Below are 16135 nucleotides of genomic sequence, written 5' to 3'. Positions count from 1 at the left end.
CATTTTCATATTTCAAATTTAACGCCTTTGCCCTTTCGGTTTCTCCTCTTCAAGTAGACAAACTTTTATCAATCTTGTTGCTTGCTCGGAGTTTTCACGAAAGTATTCTGCTACTTATTCCTTCATTTGATCCTTCTTCAATCTTTCAAGTTCAACTTCCTCTTCTGAAACTGGTTCAATCTCTTCAACCATAACCGGCTCGGGTTCTTTCAAAGTCACCTGAGGTTGCGTCGGTGGAAACTCTTTGACCTCTATCGTTGGAATTTCTTTCTTTACCTTTAACCTTCCGAGAAGTGAAAAGATTAACACAACAGAAGCAAGTATTGCAAAACCGATGATTATCTTTTCAACAAGATCACGCCACGATTCTTTCTTTTGAGTTTCCTTTGAAACGAATTCCATTTCTTCACCCGCCGGCTCAAATGGAATGCTCACAACGGAAATTTGATCGTTTCTATCGGGATTAAATCCAACAGCATTTTTGACAATCTCTGTAAGCTTTTGAATTTGCTCTTCATCTCTTGGGATATATTCAACTTTTCTAACCCCGCCCGACTCATTAACTTTATATGTTCCATTCACGAGAACTGCAACGGAGAGGCGTTTTATATTGCCGACGCTTTCAACTATTCTCTGCATTGTTCTATTAACTTCGTAATTCGTTATCGTATTTGTCCTTTGTGAATTTGAGCTCGCAAAAGTTGAATCAACGGAGCTACTCCTTTCCTGCGTTGTCTGCTCACTTCTTACAACTGTTTTGTCCGGGTCATATTCTTCAATTGTTTTCTCAACTTGTGTGAAGTTAAGTTCAACATCAACTCTTACAATTGAATTTCCAGGACCAAGGACGCCATCAAGCAAGCTTTGAACTTTATCAGCAAGATATTGTTCAACATTTTTCTTCAACTCATACTGCTTACTGCTAATTTTTGCAAGCGGTTCATAACCTGAATCATCCGAAAGAAGTCGCCCGCGCGAATCAAGTATCGTAACATTTTTTGGTTCAAGACCTTCAACACTATTTGCGACAAGATATGCGATGCTCTGAACATTTTCTTTTGATAGACGAGCGCCTTGTTTGAGTTTCAAAATAACCGAAGCGGTTGGCTCTTTTTGATCTTCTTTGAAAAGGGTTCGTTCTGGGATTACGATATGAACTCTTACTGCTTCAACGCCTTCAATTTGCAAAATTGTCCTTGCAAGTTCTCCTTCAAGAGCTCGTTTATAATTTATCTTTTGAACGAAATCCGAAACCCCGATATTGCTTTTATCAAAAATCTCATAACCTACTATGCTTGAATTAGGCAAACCTTCACCAGCAAATTGAAGTCGCAGCTCATAAACATTTTGCTTTGGGACAAGTATCGTGCGACCGTTATCGCTCAATTTATAATCAATTTTCCTCTCCTTTAACTTCTCAACTATTTTGCTCGCATCTTGTGCTTCAAGATTTGAAAATAAAACCGCATACTCAGGTTCCCGAACCCACGAGATTAAAAAGACAAACCCAACGATTGATGCAACAACCGTTGAAATGAGCAAAATTTTCTTAGCACTTGATAACTTGTTCCAGAATTCTTTTACCTGAGCAAGTGAATTCATCAAACCTTAAAATTTTTGTTTAAACCTGCAAACGCATCAACTCTTTATATGCTTCAAGCATCTTATTTCTGACCTCCATCAAAAGTTCAAAACTTGTCTTCGCTTTTTCAACAGCAATCATAACATCGTGGATATCACTTATCTCACCTGTTACGGCTTTCTCAATCGCCTCACCCGCTTGATTTTGAAGTTCATTAACATCTTTTATAAATTCCTTCAAAACACTTTGAAAACTCTGCACGCTCTCCTTTGCACGCTGTCTTACCTCAGAACCGATAATTTCACCCGAATTGAGAATTTCAACCGGTTTAAGCATGGCTCAAATCTTTTTGTTAATTATTTTTCCCGTTTCGTAAACCTGTCTCCCCTGCGAATTGTAATAGCAGTATTTTCTTATCTCCTCAACATTTTCTGGGAAAAGTTTCTCAAAAAATTCCACCTCTTCCTTACTTAAAACTTCAACAGGGCGAACCACTTTCAAATTTTCAAAATTCACACTTAAAAAATTATTTATTCCTTCAACTCTCATATCAAATCTCCAAAGCATCTTTTGCTATGTTTTTTGAAGCGTTAAAAGCAGTCACATTCGCCTCATAAGCACGGGTTGCGGAAATCATATCAACCATTTCAACAATGATATTAACATTTGGCATATGGACATAACCGTTTTCATCTGCGTCGGGATGTTCGGGATTATAAACGAGCCGTTCAGGGGAATTGTCCTCAACTATCTCCGTTTTCACGCCTCTTACAGTATTTTCATCTTCAATAAATTCAGCGCCGTTTGAATAAAAATGTTTTTCATTTGTCGTCTCAAGTCCTATTGTCTCCCGCTTCAAGACAAGCGCAAAATTTTTCTCTGGCGATGCCCTCATCAACACAACTTTTCTTTTGTATGGCGTCCCATTTTCCGTTCTCGTTGTTTCAACATTGGCGATATTTTCAGCGATTGCGGTCATTTTCTTTCTTTGTGCGCTCAATCCCATCGCACTTATGTTAAAAGCAGTGAAAAGTTTTTCAATCTTCATACGCTACCTCCTTTTATACTTTTTTGAATTCCCCTGAACGACTCAGCCATCAAACGTGCAACAAGTTTATATCTTATCTGATTCTTCGCAAGTTCAACCATCTCATAATCAATATCAACATCATTCACTCCGCTCGCAAGTGGATCGGGATTATAAGAAGAATTCTCACGCACAATCTCTGGCTCAATCTCATTTAAATTTTTTGCCCCAATTGAAATATGCTTCTCATTCGTTCTCACTCCCTTTATCATCTCTGCGCTTAAACTCTTTCTTAACTCATCTTCAAACTTAACATCAACTCTTTTATAACCAACCGTCGCTATATTTGCAATGTTGGAAGCGATCGCCTTTTGTCGCATTGAATACGCATCAAGGGCTTTTTCAAGAAGTGGAATTTTTGTTTTGTTAAAAAGGAAAACCTTCAACATTTTACGCCCTATTTTTATTGTGCATATAATTCAAAATGAATCTCATCATCTTCAAAATAATCTTCGCTTTTTCTGCGCCCCAAAATCATAAAAATTGAAATCAAAACTCCAAGAATGCCAAGAGTTAAAATCAAATTTTTCATAGCGCCAAACAAAATTTTTTTCTTAAATCACTCACAAAAAACATATTGCAAATTAAATGCCACTCCAAAATCGCAAATTTTAAAGCATAAATGAGATTGCCCCGAACTTTAAATGAAGAATATTAAACAACTGCTGAACAATATTGTTCAACGCTGGATTAATCCCCCTTGAATGGAATTATTCGGCTTCATTTTTCCTCAACACGTGCCTGTCCGCTTACTCTGTAAACTACATAATTTTTTAAATCCTGATCCGCTTCAAATCCATAACCTTGAAGAACCTCATTTGGCGATGTCACCCTCACAAATGCATCTGACCTGACTTTATTTCTCTCATTATCCCAGAACAATCTGCTTGTTTCAACTTTTGTCCCTTCATCTGAAACAGCAATGATATTCCCATATGCTTCAAGATTTTTCGTCTTTTCATTGACCCTTCCACTATCAGCGATTAAATAAGATGTATGTTTGCCATTTTCATCGTAAAAATCAACTCTGAAACCTTCATTTAAAATTGTGATATCCTGATCCTGAAAAACCATTATATGATTTGCTTTCAAAATTGCTCTAACTTTACCAGAATCGCTGAAAATAATTGTCGCATTCCACGATTCCTGCGATGGAATCTGCGTTTGCGGTAATTGAACTATGGATGGCTTTAATCTTTCTTCACACGATAAAAAGAGAAAAATGAAAAAAGAAAAAATCAAAAACTTCAATCTCATTGCTCAACTTCGTTATCTATTTCCGATGAACTTAAACCCGCTTTCACAAGATCGTGAATGTGGATCATACCAATTGGAATTCTCTCGTCATCAATGACCACAAGCTGTGTGATATTGTATGTCTCCATTTGTTGAAGTGCGGTTACAGCGAGAGCATCTTTTTTGATCGTCTTGGGATTTTTCGTCATAACTTCGCCAGCTTTTAAAGCAAAAACATTTTCTGTTCGTTGAAGCAATCTTCTCAAATCTCCATCTGTGATTATGCCAACAAGTTTGCCGTCATCATCAACGACGCACGTAGCCCCAAGCCGTTTTGAGGTCATTTCAATAATTGTTTCCTTCATAGGCGTTGATGTATGAACAATTGGAACTTCCTTTCCAGAGACCATAAGTTCTTCAACCTTCAAAAGCAATCTTTTGCCCAGATTCCCACCTGGATGAAATAAAGCAAAATTCTCCTTTGTAAAGTTTCTCTTTTCAAGTAAAGCAATAGCAAGCGCATCTCCCATAGCAAGCGTCGCAGTTGTTGAAGCAGTTGGAGCAAGATTGTAAGGACACGCTTCTTCTTTTACTGCAACATTTAAAACATAATCCGAAAGTCGTGCAAGCTGTGAATTTAAATTCCCAACCATTGAAATTATCGGCACGCCAATCCTTTTGAAAATTGGAATCAATCTTAAAACCTCAACCGTATCTCCACTTTTTGAGATGCAGATGACAACATCTTCTTTTCTCACAACCCCAAGATCACCATGAATTGCATCTGCTGGATGAAGATAAAGCGCTGGGGTTCCTGTTGAATTCATCGTTGCAACAATTTTCCTTGCGATTATCCCCGATTTGCCAACCCCGGTTATTATCACCCTTCCACTTGACTTCAAAATCAAGTCAACAACTTTGACAAAGTTTTCATCAATTCTTTTCTCAAGTTCCGCAACAGCTGAGGCTTCAATTCTTATAACCCTTTTCCCAATCTCAATCACATCTTTCTCAACTGAAACTTGCTCTTTCTCCATTTGCTTCAAAAAATTTATTTTCTAAACTTCCTCTTCAAAAGCGAAAACAATCCTTTTTTCTCTTTAATTTCTTCATAACTCCCGACATCAACTTTTGCGAAAAACTTGCTATACGAAATGAAAGCGTTGTTTATGTCCGCATCCGAAAATCGTCCAATGTTTTCAAATATGAAATTAACATTCAAACCACCAATTCTATCAACGATTTCCTTCTTTCGCTTCAAGAGTTCATTTAAAAAATTCGTGACAGGAATGATGTAATTTATTCCGGAATCAATTTCGTGCAACCAGATTTTTTTATCAGATGGACTTATAACAAGAATTAAATTTTGCTCCCTCTTTGAAAAAATTTTTACCTCACGAACTTTTTCCCCAGTTGCTGGCGAAACATCTCCCGGAGTCCAGCGAGCATAACTCCATCTTCTTAACTCTGTAAATTTTTCAGGAATGAAATCAGCGTTTAAATTGACTATGTCAACTTGAATTTGATTTTTATGTGGCTTATGAATTGAAATTTGAACTCTCGCCTCTTTCGTCTCAATCTGTCCAAGCGAAATTACAGGCATATAAAATCCTTCTTCATCTGGCTTATCCCCGGGATAGCCGAGGATTAAATTGTCTGGCTCAAATTTACCGTAGCCAATCACTACCATTTCTTTTATCATTTCATGATAAATTCTGTAGCCGGGTTTGTCTTCGGGCAACATCCACAAAATCCAATCTATTTCTCGCTCGGTTAATTTTCTTGGAAATTGACCGTTTGGATTCATTTTAAAAGAGTTTTTAATTTTGCAATTAAATGTAGTAAGAGGAGGGGAAAAATCAAAGCGAAGCGAATTTAAAAAAATTAACAGGAAGGAGTTCAACAATTGCATCATTGTTTTAAAAAGCCCCCGAACGAGCCGGGGGCGAAAGTTTATTCTTTGAAACAAACATTTACATTCTTTGAAGCGTAGGCATCATCAAGTCGCTTGACGGGCGTTGTATGTGGGGCTGTTAAGACAATTTCAGGATTAGTTTTTATCTCTTCAATGATTTTAATCAACGCATCAGCAAATGCATCAAGTGTTTCTTTCGTCTCCGTCTCCGTCGGCTCAATCATCAATGCTTCTGAAACAATCAACGGGAAGTAAATCGTCGGAGCGTGGAAACCATAATCAAGAATTCTTTTAGCAATGTCAAGCGTGCGAACATTGTATTCAAATTTATATCTGCTTCCAGAAACCACAAACTCGTGAAGTGGCTTCCCAAGATAAGGTCTGTCAAAGTAATCCTTTATTCTGCTCAAAAGATAATTTGCGTTGATAATGGCATTTTCGCTCACTTCTCTTAAACCTTTGCTTCCGAGCATGCGAATATATGTGTAAGCACGAACCATCATCCCGAAATTTCCAAAGAAAGTGTGAATTTTACCGATTGAATCAGGATAGTCATAATTTAAAACGAATTTGCCATCTTTCTTCTCAATTCTTGGAACAGGGAGAAATGGAATAAGTTTTTCACTTACAGCAACAGGTCCAGAGCCAGGTCCACCTCCACCGTGCGGTGTTGAAAATGTTTTGTGTAAATTCAAATGAACAACATCAAATCCCATATCCCCGGGTCTTGTTATACCGACCAAAGCGTTAAGATTTGCACCATCCATATACATCAAAGCCCCAGCATCGTGAATGAGCTTTTCAATTTTGAGTATGTCTTTTTCAAAAATTCCAAGCGTATTTGGATTCGTCAACATTATTCCAGCAACATCTTCATCAAGCTTAGATTTCAAATCTTCAAGATCAATCGTCCCATATTCGTTTGACTTAACACTTACAGCAGTGTATCCTGAGATCGTCACGCTTGCTGGATTTGTCCCGTGAGCTGAATCCGGAACGAGAATTTTCTTCCTTGGATTTCCACGCTTCTCGTGATATGCTCTTATCATAAGTATTCCCGTTAATTCCCCGTGAGCACCAGCTGCTGGCTGTAAAGAAACCGCTTTCATTCCGGTTATCTCCGCAAGCATCTCAGAAAGTTCATACATAACTTGAAGTGCGCCTTGCACAAGTTCATCATCCATATGCGGATGAATATCTCTGAATCCCGGAAGAGATGCAGTGACCTCATTTATTTTCGGATTATATTTCATAGTGCAGGAACCAAGTGGATAAAAACCCTTGTCAACATGATAATTCAAAGTTGAAAGTCGTATGTAATGCCTTACAACTTCATTTTCACTTAGCTCTGGGAGAGCGGGAGGAGATGAGCGTAGAAATTTTTGAGGGATTAAATCTTCAATGTGTTTTTCAGGGACATCAACTTTGGGGAGGGAGTAACCTTTTCTTCCGGGGCGACTTAGTTCAAAAATTAACTTTGATGGCATTTTTAAATCCATTGTTTTTTTGCAATGATGTGCTTTTCAAAAGCAAAATTAAAAAGAAAATAAAAATTTTGCAATTTTCGGGCTTCGTCGCACAATTAAGTTTAAACATCTTGTCAATTTGACAATTTGTCAAGCAAGTATTAAATTTAAACGGAAAAACGAAATTTCGCTTAATCAAATAATGAATATAGCTGTCTTCGCCTCTGGTCGTGGCTCAAATCTTATGGCAATCCTTAATGCCATAAAAGAAGGCAAATTGAACGCAAAAATTTCGCTCGTGATAAGCAATAACTCAAACGCAGGCGCACTTGAAATCGCAAGAGCGAACGGAATAGACGCACTACACATCAGCAGAAAACAATTTTCAAGCGATGAAGAATATGTCCAGAAAATTTTAAACGAACTCAAATCAAGAAATGTTGAACTTATCGTCCTCGCTGGATATATGAAAAAAATCCCGAGCGAAATAATAAAAGAGTATCCGAACAAAATTTTGAACATACACCCAGCGCTTCTTCCAGCTTTCGGTGGGCAGGGAATGTATGGATTAAATGTTCATAAAGCGGTGATTGAATCAGGAGTTAAAATTACCGGTGTCACAGTTCACATCGTTGATGAAGAATATGATCACGGTCCAATAGTTATGCAAAGGGCAGTTGAAGTAAGAGACGATGATACGCCGGAGACACTTGCAGAAAGAGTTTTAAAAGTTGAACACGAAATTTATCCACAAGCGATAAAATTATTCGTTGAAGGTAAAATCAAAGTATCTGGAAGAAAGGTGATAATTAAAGATGAAAATTGAAACCGCACTTATAAGCGTTTTTGATAAAACTGGAATCGTTGAATTTGCAAAAGAACTTCAAAATCTTGGCATAGATATAATTTCAACAGGTGGGACTTACAATTTTCTCGTTCAAAACGGAATAAAAGCCAAAAAAGTTGAAGAGATAACTGGGTTCCCGGAAATTTTAAACGGAAGAGTTAAAACTCTTCATCCGAAAATTTTGGCTGGAATCCTTGCAGATAGAAGCAATCCTGAACACATTGAACAGCTTAAAAAACTTAACATCAAGCCGATAGATCTTGTCGTTGTAAATCTTTATCCTTTCGCACAAACGATTTCAAAAAGCGGTATAACAATTGAAGATGCAATTGAGCAGATTGACATCGGTGGTGTGACTTTGCTTCGTGCGTCTGCGAAAAATTACAAATATGTCGCTGGGATTGTAAATCCGAGAAGATACGAGCAAATAATTTCCGAGTTAAAATCAAACAACTGCGAACTATCCGAAAGAACCCGTCTTTCTCTTGCGATTGAGATATTTCAACATACATCAAATTATGATGCAACAATTGCTAACTTCTTCTCTTCACAATATACGGAAGATATTTTGCCCGAGATTTTTTATCTGAATTTAAACAAGGTTAAAAACCTACGCTACGGCGAAAATCCACATCAAAGGTCAGCTCTATACGGTGACTTTTTTAATTACTTTGAACAATTGCACGGCAAAGAACTTTCTTACAACAACATACTTGACATAAGTTCTGCAACGGAAATTGTTCTTGAATTTGAAAAGCCCGCTTGTGCAATCGTTAAACATACAAATCCATGTGGAGTTGGGATTGATGAAAAGTCAACGCTTGAAGCTTTCAAAAAAGCATTCGCAACCGACACCGTTTCCCCATTTGGCGGGATAATTGCTTTTAATAGACCTATTGATTTAAAGACAGCAATAGCAATTGATGAAATTTTCACCGAAGTTATAATCGCACCCGATTTCCCATCGGATGTGTTAAGTTTTTTAATGCGAAAGAAAAACAGAAGATTGATAAGATACAAAAACATTGACTTGAAAAAATCCGATTTAGAATTTAAAAAAATTATCGGCGGAGTTTTGGTTCAGGAAGTTGACAACATTGATCTTGAGCCGTTAAATTTGAGAGTTGTGACTAAAAGAAAGCCAACAGTTGATGAGATGGAAGCGATGATATTTGCTTGGAAAGTTGTAAAGCATGTTAAGTCAAACGCAATTGTATATGCTAAAAAAGACAGAACGCTTGGCATTGGAGCGGGGCAGATGTCAAGAGTTGATGCTTCAAAAGTCGCATTGATGAAAGCAAAAGAAATGGGACACGATTTAAGAGGAAGCGTTGTTGCATCAGATGCTTTCTTCCCGTTTCCAGATGGATTAATTGAAGCAATAAAAGCCGGAGCAACCGCAGTAATTCAACCCGGCGGTTCAATTAGAGATGAAGAAGTTATAAAAACCGCAGATGAATACAACATAGCAATGGTTTTCACAGGAATAAGGCATTTTAAACACTAAAATAAGTGAGGAAAATGGGAATCTTTAATCTTTTCACAGCAGACATAGCAATTGATCTTGGAACGGCAAACACATTAATCTGGATGAAAGGTAAAGGAATTGTTTTAAATGAACCGTCAATCGTGACATATGATAGAAGCACGCGAAAAATTGTCGCCATAGGTCGTGAAGCAAAAGAAATGCTCGGGAGAACGCACAAAGACCTTCAAACGATAAGACCGCTAAAAGATGGAGTTATCGCTGATTTTGAAATGGCAGAAGGGATGCTAAGAGAGTTCATAAAGAAAATCCATGTTAACTGGTTTCCAAGTAGAAGAGTTGTGATAAGTGTTCCAAGTGGAGTTACAGAAGTAGAAAAAAGAGCAGTGCGTGATTCCGCCGAACATGCAGGAGCAAAAGAGGTTCATTTAATCCCTGAACCAATGGCTGCTGCAATTGGAATTGGCATTGATGTAACTGAACCTTATGGAAATATGATAATTGACATCGGTGGTGGAACAACGGAAATTGCGGTGATTGCTTTATCAGGAATTGTAACGCAGGAATCAATTAGAATTGCTGGAGATGAAATGACAAACGCTATAATTCAACTTTTCAAAAAATCATACAACATTTTAATCGGGGAAAGGACCGCCGAAGACATAAAATGCGAGGTTGGTTCAGCAATGCCACTTGAAGAAGAAGTAACAATTCAAGTTAAGGGTCGCGACCTCGTTACGGGAATTCCAAAAATTGTTGAAGTAAGTTCCGTTGAAATTCGCGAAGCCCTAAACGAGCCGATAATTGCAATAATTGATGCGATAAAACTTGCTCTTGAAAGAACTCCACCAGAACTTGCTGCTGACATACTTGACCGAGGGATAATGCTCACAGGTGGTGGTTCACTTTTGAAAGGACTTGATGAAAGAATAAGAATGGAAACCGGCTTACCCGTCCATGTAGCAGAAGACCCATTGACAGCAGTAGTCCGTGGCGCTGGAAAAGTTCTTGAAAATCTTGAAGCGTATTCAAAAGTTCTCATTAAAAGCCAGAGATATTGATGCTCAAAATTTTCTCGCAAATAACACAGCATCTAAAAGAATACCTCATCCTTTCGGCTCTTGTTCTTATTTCACTGCTTCTAATTTTCTCAAACACATCGCATAAATCTCACCTCATAAGCAAAATTGCTGTTGAAGTCGCTGGAATTTCAAAATCAATAACTGGCGTAATCCCAAACCTTTACAATTTGAGAGCGGAAAACAAAGAATTGAGAAAAACAAACATAATTCTTTTGAACGAACTGAATCAACTTCGTGAGGAGAAACTTGAAAACATACGATTGCGTAAACTTCTTGGCTTCAAAGAAAAAAACAACAATTTTGAATTTATCCCAGCAGATGTCGTCGGAAAAACCCTAATCAATCCATATAATTACATAGTTCTAAATGCTGGCTTAGATGATGGAGTTGAAGTCAATATGCCAATTATATGTGAATCCGGCGTCGTCGGAAAAATAATGAAAGTTGGGAAAAAATATTCTATCGGAATGATCCTGTTTCATAAAGATTTCAGAACAAGCGTAAAAATTCAAAGAAGCAGAGTTGATGGAATACTTGGATGGAATGGCGGTGAATATCTAACAATGCTAAATGTCCCAAAAACAATGGATGTTGAAATTGGAGATGTCGTGGTAACTTCTGAATACAGCACAATCTTTCCGCCGGGGTTTGAGATTGGGGTTGTAACTGAAATAGATAATTCGGTTCAGGGTCTGTTTAAATTGATAAAAATCAAGCCAAGCGTTGATTTCACGAAACTTGAAGAAGTTTTCATTGTCAAATACAAATACGATTTTGAAAGGGAAGAAATTGAGCAAACTATGATGGGAAAATAAAATTTGCTTGTGATGGCATACATCAGGTATTTTGTCGCTGGAATAATCATCCTTTTTCTGCATATGATTATCGTCCCTTTGATAGCGATTGAAAAAGTTCCACCTGATTTGATGTTAATTCTTATCGTTTACATCGCTTTGAAAAACGGTCAAATCGCCGGAAGTATTGCTGGCTTCGTTTCTGGTTTGTTGATTGATTTTTTTGTTGATTTCACGCCCGGGATTTCCGCTCTTGCAAAAACAATTTCCGGCTTTGTGGCTGGATATTTTTATAACGAAACGAAAATTGAAATTAACACTGAAACAATCCGTTTCCCAGGGATTGTTTTGCTTTGTTCACTTATCAATAATTTGATTTATTTTTCCCCGGAGATACTCGCACAGGAATTTGGCGAATTTGAAATTCTAAAAACAATTTTAGCCCGTGCACTTTACACAACGATTTTATCATTAATTCCGCTCTTCACAATATCAAAAAGAATGAGGATGGTATGAACGGTTCAAGAGCAAAATTTTTAAAAGTTTTTCTTTCGGTAATTTTTCTGCTTTTCATCGTTCGCTTATATGACCTTCAACTTCATCGTGACATTGAATATAAAAAACAGGCGGAGGGCAATAGTGTAAGAACCATACAGCACGACCCGATAAGAGGATTGATATTTGACAGAAACGGTAGAATCATTGTTGATAATGTCCCATCATACACAGTTACCATCACACCAAACGAGTTTGATACTAAAAATCTTGATGCCCTTGCAAAAATTTTAAAAGTTGATAAGAAATACATAATTGACAAACTTTCAAGTGCGCCATCGCAATTTTCACAGGTTAAAATCCGTCGTGATGCACCGATGAGAGCAATTGCTTATATTGAAGAGCATAGAGATGAATTGAAAGGCGTTGATTATATTGTTGAACATAAAAGAAATTACAGAAATCCGGGTTTTGCATCTCACATCCTCGGCTATGTTAAGGAAATTACACCAAATCAACTTTCAATCTACAAAGGTTTATATAAACCTGGCGATCAAATTGGTCACTCTGGACTTGAGAAAAGTTATGAGCCACTGATAAAGGGCGAAAAAGGTTATAGCTTCATAATGGTTGATGCGCTTGGAAGATTTGTCGGGAAATATAACGATGGACAAAACGATATATCTCCATCTGAAGGTTCTGACTTGGTTTTGACAATTGACATTGAATTACAATCTTTCATAGAACAACTCTTTGGTGATAAAACTGGTTCTGCCGTTGTGATTGACCCGAGAAATGGGGAAATACTTGCGATGGTGAGCAAGCCAAATTACGATTTAACTATGTTAAGTGGCTACACGCCGATTGAGTTATGGAACTTGCTTAATTCCGACCCTAAAAAACCATTGCTTAATAGAGCTATATCAGGGCTTTATTCTCCTGGTTCAACTTTCAAAATGATACTTGCCATCACAGCGCTTGAAACAGGAGCTGTTGATTTAAATTGGAAAGTTTATTGTCCGGGATATTTTGTCTACGGGAACAAAATTTTTAAATGTCACACAAGTCACGGACACGGCTGGGTCAACTTAACAAAAGCAATTGAGGTCTCTTGCAATGTCTATTTTTACAATTTAATGCTCAAAGTTAACTTTGATGACTGGTCAAAATATGGGTGGCTATTTGGCTTCGGAAGGAAAACGGGAATTGATTTGCCCGAAGAACTTGGCGGAATTCTGCCGTCAACAGAATACTTCAACAAAATTTATGGTGTTAATAAATGGACAAAGGGGTATTTGATAAGTTTAGCAATTGGTCAAGGTGAAATAAGTGCAACCCCACTTCAGATGGCATGCTATGCGATGGCTCTGGCAAACTCCGGAAAATATCACCAGCCACACCTTGTTAAAAAAATAATCAACAAAAAAACCGGAAAAGTTGAAGAACTCTCATACTACACAAGAGAAATTCCCGTCTCTGAAAAAACTTTTGAAATAGTCAGAGAAGCAATGTATCTGGTTGTCAATAGTCCATCTGGAACGGGCAAAGCAGCAAAAGTTGAAGGTATAAATGTAGCAGGGAAAACTGGAACTGCACAAAATCCACACGGCAATGACCACGCTTGGTTCATTGGCTTCGCTCCGTATGAAAACCCTGAAATAGCATTCGCTATAATAGTTGAAAACGCTGGTTTTGGCGGTGCTGTAGCTGCTCCAATGGCAAGAGAAATAGTCAAAAAATATTTTGAAATCAAAAACCAAAAAACCGAATTTAAACTTGCAAAATGGTAAGAGGAATAAGCGACAAAATTGACTTTAAAATCCTTGCCCCGTTTCTTTGTTTGATAATAATCAGCATAATTTCAATTTACAGCGCAACAAAACTTCCCGGACAAACATCAATTTTCATCAAACACTTGCTCTGGATCTTTAGCGGTTTAATCATAGCGGTTTTTTTCTATTTCTTCCCAGTTCAAAGATTAACAGATTTAACCGTCTGGCTCTATTTAATTTCAATCGTCTTTCTCATTGTTGTTCTTTTCGTCGGAAAGAAAATCTCGGGCTCAGAATCGTGGATTCAAATCGGGAAATTTCAATTTCAACCCTCTGAACTTGCAAAATTCACAAGCATTTTGATCCTTGCATATTTTCTATCAAGGAGAAATGTTGAGCCGGAAAATCCATTGACTTTATTCATTGCCGGAATTCTCATCGCAATCCCTGTTTTTCTAACTATACTTCAACCGGACTTTGGCACAGCTATTGTTTTTGGTGCAATTTTCATTGGAATTATATTCTGGGCGGGCGTTCCCGTTTTCTGGATTATGCTCTTGATTGCTCCAATAATTTTGATAATTGCTTCGTTTTTGAGCATTAAAATTTTTATCCTCACCTCAATTCTTGTTGGACTATCATTTCTGCTTATGAGGAAACCTTTAATTTTGACAATTTTTATAATTGCTTTGAACCTCACAATTGGATTAACAAGCGAACATATCTACCACAAAGTTTTGAAACCACATCAGCAGAAAAGAATTTCAACTTTTCTGAATCCATCAAGCGATCCACTTGGAGCAGGTTATAATGTTATACAGTCAAAAATTGCTATTGGCTCAGGCGGTTTAACTGGAAAAGGGTTTATGAAAGGGACACAAACACAATTGAGATTTGTCCCAGCACAATGGACTGATTTTATATTTTGCGTTCCAAGTGAAGAATTTGGTTTTATCGGTTCTGTTGTGATCTTAACACTTTATTTGATTTTATTGTGGCGGGTTATAAATCTTGCTTCAATGTTAAAGCAAAAATTTGCAAGTTTGGTTGCAATTGGCATTTTCTCAATGTGGATTTTTCACATCGCAGTAAACATTGGAATGACGCTCGGACTTTCACCGGTTATCGGGATATGGCTTCCGTTTTTAAGTTATGGTGGCTCTGCAATGTGGGTCAATATGGCAATGATCGGACTTCTTCTGAATTTTTACGCCAATAGAAGAGAATTAAACTAAAATTACCTGTCAAGAATTTTATCTTCAATTCTCATATACCCACGGATTATGTGACTTAAAGCAAAACGAACTGGCTCAGGTGGCCAAGGTATTGTTCTGCGATTAACAAAGAACATTTCCGTTAGCTCAGATTTTCTTCCAAGCAATAAATCAGAAAGAAGTTTGCCATTTAAATTTGTGAGTGAGACGCCGTGCCCGACACAGCCCAAACTGTAATAAGCTCTTTCATCCCCAATTTTGCCAATTGCTGGAGCCATATCAAGTGGCACTGAAACAGGTCCACCCCATTGATGAGTGAACTTAACATTTTTCAAAATCGGAAAAACTTTTTTAGCATAATTTTTCAATTCGTTGAAAATTTTCTCGTTTTCATCATAATCCATATTTTTCCCAAAGCCAACTCCAACATCACCACCTCCCATAAGAAGACGATTATCTTTCGCTAATCTGTAATAATGAACGAGATTTCTTGCATCTTCAACGCCCTGTCTATTTCTCCAACCAACTTCTTTAAAGAATTCATCACCAAGTGGCTCCGTCAAAACTATGTAAGTAAAAGCTGGAACTTGTTTTCTTCTCAATTGCGGGAAAAGATGAGAAAATGCGTTTGTCGCAAATAGAATTTTCTCAGAAGTTAATTCTCCTTTTTCAGTTTTTATCGTAAAACCAGAATTCGCTCTTTTAACCTCAAAAACTGGTGAAAACTCAAAAATTTTAACACCAAGCTCAAGATTTAATTTTCTAATTCCCCACGCGAGTTTCGCGGGATTGAGAAGAACACATCTTGGCTCCCACCACGCCCCGAGATAAAGAGGACTGTTAATTTCTTTCCTAACTTCTTCAGATGAAATCCATTCTATCCCCTCAATCCCAAGAGAACGCATCAAGTTTATCTCCTTTTGGATTCTCTTAACATAAGCTTTTGATGTCGCAACCCTGAAAAATCCTGGTCTTTCGTAATCACACTCAATTTTCTTTTCGTTTATCCACTCCCCAAGCTCCTCCACCGCCCTTTCCCTATCCCGCTGCGCCTGTCGGGCTTTTTCTTTTCCCCCCCTCCCCCCTTTCCCACTCCCTTTTCCCCCCCCCCTCTTCCTCCCTCCTCCCTCCTTCCCCTTTTTTCCCCCCCTCCTCCCTC

General features: G+C 37.7%; 18 protein-coding genes. 7 read left to right on the top strand and 11 right to left on the bottom strand.

Translation table 11 applies throughout. The features are described 5' to 3' along the window. Positions 1-114: 114 nt before the first annotated feature. From fliF to gcvPB, 10 genes are all read right to left on the bottom strand, one after another. Positions 115-1602 carry a flagellar basal-body MS-ring/collar protein FliF gene (fliF, locus tag AWW83_RS08985; protein WP_092351033.1) on the bottom strand — a complete coding sequence of 496 codons (1488 nt, stop codon included), beginning with the start codon at positions 1600-1602 and terminating at the stop codon, positions 115-117. A 19-nt stretch (positions 1603-1621) separates the two neighbouring features. Next, the gene (gene fliE / locus AWW83_RS08980) at positions 1622-1918 is read right to left on the bottom strand and encodes a flagellar hook-basal body complex protein FliE (RefSeq protein WP_092351031.1); all 297 of its coding nucleotides are present in this window, start codon (positions 1916-1918) and stop codon (positions 1622-1624) included. A 3-nt stretch (positions 1919-1921) separates the two neighbouring features. Continuing rightward, the gene (locus AWW83_RS08975) at positions 1922-2149 is read right to left on the bottom strand and encodes a hypothetical protein (protein ID WP_092351029.1); all 228 of its coding nucleotides are present in this window, start codon (positions 2147-2149) and stop codon (positions 1922-1924) included. Beyond that, positions 2133-2630 carry a flagellar basal body rod protein FlgC gene (flgC, locus tag AWW83_RS08970; protein ID WP_092351027.1) on the bottom strand — a complete coding sequence of 166 codons (498 nt, stop codon included), beginning with the start codon at positions 2628-2630 and terminating at the stop codon, positions 2133-2135. The genes AWW83_RS08975 and flgC overlap by 17 nt, the downstream gene beginning before the upstream one ends. Then, the gene (flgB, locus tag AWW83_RS08965) at positions 2627-3058 is read right to left on the bottom strand and encodes a flagellar basal body rod protein FlgB (RefSeq protein ID WP_092351025.1); all 432 of its coding nucleotides are present in this window, start codon (positions 3056-3058) and stop codon (positions 2627-2629) included. Before flgB ends, flgC begins: the two co-directional genes overlap by 4 nt. A gap of 14 nt (positions 3059-3072) precedes the next feature. Continuing rightward, positions 3073-3201 (bottom strand): hypothetical protein, encoded by a 129-nt coding sequence (locus tag AWW83_RS10165; RefSeq protein ID WP_268761464.1) that lies wholly within the window; start codon positions 3199-3201, stop codon positions 3073-3075. Between the two features lie 188 nt (positions 3202-3389). Continuing rightward, the gene (gene lptC / locus AWW83_RS08960) at positions 3390-3926 is read right to left on the bottom strand and encodes an LPS export ABC transporter periplasmic protein LptC (protein ID WP_092351023.1); all 537 of its coding nucleotides are present in this window, start codon (positions 3924-3926) and stop codon (positions 3390-3392) included. Beyond that, the gene (locus tag AWW83_RS08955) at positions 3923-4942 is read right to left on the bottom strand and encodes a KpsF/GutQ family sugar-phosphate isomerase (protein ID WP_092351021.1); all 1020 of its coding nucleotides are present in this window, start codon (positions 4940-4942) and stop codon (positions 3923-3925) included. Before AWW83_RS08955 ends, lptC begins: the two co-directional genes overlap by 4 nt. 14 nt (positions 4943-4956) lie before the next feature. Next, positions 4957-5712 (bottom strand): hypothetical protein, encoded by a 756-nt coding sequence (locus AWW83_RS08950; RefSeq protein ID WP_092351019.1) that lies wholly within the window; start codon positions 5710-5712, stop codon positions 4957-4959. Positions 5713-5858: 146 nt separating this feature from the next. Then, positions 5859-7307: an aminomethyl-transferring glycine dehydrogenase subunit GcvPB gene (gene gcvPB / locus AWW83_RS08945; protein WP_092351035.1), complete on the bottom strand. Its 1449-nt coding sequence runs from the start codon at positions 7305-7307 to the stop codon at positions 5859-5861. Positions 7308-7485: 178 nt separating this feature from the next. On the opposite strand from gcvPB, the gene purN reads away from it, so the two are divergent. The 7 genes from purN to rodA are packed head-to-tail and all read left to right on the top strand — an operon-like array spanning position 7486 to position 14997. Continuing rightward, positions 7486-8112 carry a phosphoribosylglycinamide formyltransferase gene (purN, locus tag AWW83_RS08940; RefSeq protein ID WP_200754001.1) on the top strand — a complete coding sequence of 209 codons (627 nt, stop codon included), beginning with the start codon at positions 7486-7488 and terminating at the stop codon, positions 8110-8112. Further along, the gene (gene purH / locus AWW83_RS08935; protein WP_092351015.1) at positions 8102-9640 is read left to right on the top strand and encodes a bifunctional phosphoribosylaminoimidazolecarboxamide formyltransferase/IMP cyclohydrolase; all 1539 of its coding nucleotides are present in this window, start codon (positions 8102-8104) and stop codon (positions 9638-9640) included. The genes purN and purH overlap by 11 nt, the downstream gene beginning before the upstream one ends. Before the next feature lie 14 nt (positions 9641-9654). Beyond that, positions 9655-10680: a rod shape-determining protein gene (locus tag AWW83_RS08930; protein ID WP_092351013.1), complete on the top strand. Its 1026-nt coding sequence runs from the start codon at positions 9655-9657 to the stop codon at positions 10678-10680. Further along, the gene (gene mreC / locus AWW83_RS08925) at positions 10680-11516 is read left to right on the top strand and encodes a rod shape-determining protein MreC (RefSeq protein WP_092351011.1); all 837 of its coding nucleotides are present in this window, start codon (positions 10680-10682) and stop codon (positions 11514-11516) included. Before AWW83_RS08930 ends, mreC begins: the two co-directional genes overlap by 1 nt. Before the next feature lie 12 nt (positions 11517-11528). After that, on the top strand, positions 11529-12011 hold the full coding sequence (gene mreD, locus AWW83_RS08920; protein WP_092351009.1) for a rod shape-determining protein MreD: 483 nt from the start codon (positions 11529-11531) through the stop codon (positions 12009-12011). Next, a complete protein-coding gene (gene mrdA / locus AWW83_RS08915; RefSeq protein ID WP_092351007.1) occupies positions 12008-13780 on the top strand; it encodes a penicillin-binding protein 2 in 1773 nt (590 codons plus the stop codon). Before mreD ends, mrdA begins: the two co-directional genes overlap by 4 nt. Continuing rightward, positions 13774-14997 (top strand): rod shape-determining protein RodA, encoded by a 1224-nt coding sequence (gene rodA, locus AWW83_RS08910; protein WP_092351005.1) that lies wholly within the window; start codon positions 13774-13776, stop codon positions 14995-14997. The genes mrdA and rodA overlap by 7 nt, the downstream gene beginning before the upstream one ends. A gap of 2 nt (positions 14998-14999) precedes the next feature. Here the strand turns inward: rodA and AWW83_RS08905 are convergent. Then, positions 15000-16135, bottom strand: a 1136-nt coding sequence (locus AWW83_RS08905; RefSeq protein WP_143713957.1) for an NAD(P)/FAD-dependent oxidoreductase, incomplete at its 5' end; no start/stop codon positions are given.

Origin of the sequence: Candidatus Chryseopegocella kryptomonas, assembly GCF_001536065.1 — a bacterium.
Taxonomy (GTDB): Bacteria; Bacteroidota; Ignavibacteria; order Kryptoniales; family Kryptoniaceae; genus Kryptonium; species Kryptonium kryptomonas.
Note: the sequence above shows the minus strand (reverse complement) of the source record. Positions and strands in the feature narration are given on the sequence as shown.

Excerpts from the sequence above, each read along its gene's own strand:
- AWW83_RS10165 (WP_268761464.1), bottom strand. The coding sequence starts at position 3,201 with ATGAAAAATTTGATTTTAACTCTTGGCATTCTTGGAGTTTTGATTTCA.
- lptC (WP_092351023.1), bottom strand. The coding sequence starts at position 3,926 with ATGAGATTGAAGTTTTTGATTTTTTCTTTTTTCATTTTTCTCTTTTTA.
- flgB (WP_092351025.1), bottom strand. The coding sequence starts at position 3,058 with ATGTTGAAGGTTTTCCTTTTTAACAAAACAAAAATTCCACTTCTTGAA.
- mrdA (WP_092351007.1), top strand. The coding sequence starts at position 12,008 with ATGAACGGTTCAAGAGCAAAATTTTTAAAAGTTTTTCTTTCGGTAATT.
- mreD (WP_092351009.1), top strand. The coding sequence starts at position 11,529 with ATGGCATACATCAGGTATTTTGTCGCTGGAATAATCATCCTTTTTCTG.
- purH (WP_092351015.1), top strand. The coding sequence starts at position 8,102 with ATGAAAATTGAAACCGCACTTATAAGCGTTTTTGATAAAACTGGAATC.
- rodA (WP_092351005.1), top strand. The coding sequence starts at position 13,774 with ATGGTAAGAGGAATAAGCGACAAAATTGACTTTAAAATCCTTGCCCCG.
- gcvPB (WP_092351035.1), bottom strand. The coding sequence starts at position 7,307 with ATGCCATCAAAGTTAATTTTTGAACTAAGTCGCCCCGGAAGAAAAGGT.
- flgC (WP_092351027.1), bottom strand. The coding sequence starts at position 2,630 with ATGAAGATTGAAAAACTTTTCACTGCTTTTAACATAAGTGCGATGGGA.
- mreC (WP_092351011.1), top strand. The coding sequence starts at position 10,680 with ATGCTCAAAATTTTCTCGCAAATAACACAGCATCTAAAAGAATACCTC.
- fliF (WP_092351033.1), bottom strand. The coding sequence starts at position 1,602 with ATGAATTCACTTGCTCAGGTAAAAGAATTCTGGAACAAGTTATCAAGT.
- AWW83_RS08975 (WP_092351029.1), bottom strand. The coding sequence starts at position 2,149 with ATGCTTTGGAGATTTGATATGAGAGTTGAAGGAATAAATAATTTTTTA.
- AWW83_RS08950 (WP_092351019.1), bottom strand. The coding sequence starts at position 5,712 with ATGAATCCAAACGGTCAATTTCCAAGAAAATTAACCGAGCGAGAAATA.
- AWW83_RS08930 (WP_092351013.1), top strand. The coding sequence starts at position 9,655 with ATGGGAATCTTTAATCTTTTCACAGCAGACATAGCAATTGATCTTGGA.
- AWW83_RS08955 (WP_092351021.1), bottom strand. The coding sequence starts at position 4,942 with ATGGAGAAAGAGCAAGTTTCAGTTGAGAAAGATGTGATTGAGATTGGG.
- fliE (WP_092351031.1), bottom strand. The coding sequence starts at position 1,918 with ATGCTTAAACCGGTTGAAATTCTCAATTCGGGTGAAATTATCGGTTCT.